A 1,449-nucleotide genomic window follows, 5' to 3' on the forward strand; every position below is an offset into this window, starting at 1 on the left:
TCATTCAACCCTGAGGCGTGATGACGATGCACTACGGTGCAGAAGTAGTTGATGCCAAGCTTCCAGGAAAAGCCTCTAAGCATCAGGTAACACAGAATCGTACCCCAAACCGACACAGGTGGTCAGGTAGAGAATACCAAGGCGCTTGAGAGAACTCGGGTGAAGGAACTAGGCAAAATGGTGCCGTAACTTCGGGAGAAGGCACGCTGGCGCGTAGGTGAAGAGACTTGCTCTCGGAGCTGAAGCCAGTCGCAGATACCAGCTGGCTGCAACTGTTTAATAAAAACACAGCACTGTGCAAACACGAAAGTGGACGTATACGGTGTGACGCCTGCCCGGTGCTGGAAGGTTAATTGATGGGGTCAGCCGCAAGGCGAAGCTCTTGATCGAAGCCCCAGTAAACGGCGGCCGTAACTATAACGGTCCTAAGGTAGCGAAATTCCTTGTCGGGTAAGTTCCGACCTGCACGAATGGCGTAATGATGGCCAGGCTGTCTCCACCCGAGACTCAGTGAAATTGAACTCGCTGTGAAGATGCAGTGTACCCGCGGCAAGACGGAAAGACCCCGTGAACCTTTACTATAGCTTGACACTGAACATTGAGCCTTGATGTGTAGGATAGGTGGGAGGCTTTGAAGCGTGGACGCCAGTCTGCGTGGAGCCAACCTTGAAATACCACCCTTTAATGTTTGATGTTCTAACTCGGCCCCGTAATCCGGGGTGAGGACAGTGTCTGGTGGGTAGTTTGACTGGGGCGGTCTCCTCCCAAAGAGTAACGGAGGAGCACGAAGGTTAGCTAATCACGGTCGGACATCGTGAGGTTAGTGCAAAGGCATAAGCTAGCTTGACTGCGAGAGTGACGGCTCGAGCAGGTACGAAAGTAGGTCTTAGTGATCCGGTGGTTCTGAATGGAAGGGCCATCGCTCAACGGATAAAAGGTACTCCGGGGATAACAGGCTGATACCGCCCAAGAGTTCATATCGACGGCGGTGTTTGGCACCTCGATGTCGGCTCATCACATCCTGGGGCTGAAGTAGGTCCCAAGGGTATGGCTGTTCGCCATTTAAAGTGGTACGCGAGCTGGGTTTAGAACGTCGTGAGACAGTTCGGTCCCTATCTGCCGTGGGCGTTGGAAGATTGAGAGGGGTTGCTCCTAGTACGAGAGGACCGGAGTGAACGCACCACTGGTGTTCGGGTTGTCATGCCAATGGCACTGCCCGGTAGCTAAGTGCGGAAAAGATAAGCGCTGAAAGCATCTAAGCGCGAAACTTGCCTCGAGATGAGTCTTCCCTGGGAACTTGATTCCCCTGAAGGAACGTTTAAGACTAAGACGTTGATAGGCTGGGTGTGTAAGTGCAGCGATGCATTGAGCTAACCAGTACTAATGATCCGTGAGACTTAACCTTACAACACCAAAGGTGTTTTTAGAGCAGACGAAAGATTTTCAGCG

The 1,449-nt window shown here is 52.3% G+C and carries 1 rRNA gene (only partly in view); it reads left to right on the forward strand.

From position 1 onward, the window contains the following. A 23S ribosomal RNA gene (locus tag AC2FCQ_RS24585) occupies positions 1-1,405 on the forward strand; its annotated part reaches 1,230 nt to the left of the window's first position; the annotation flags it as partial. Between the last annotated feature and the right edge of the window lie 44 nt (positions 1,406-1,449).

Source organism: Serratia sp. CoH_134_PS_4 (assembly GCF_058190535.1).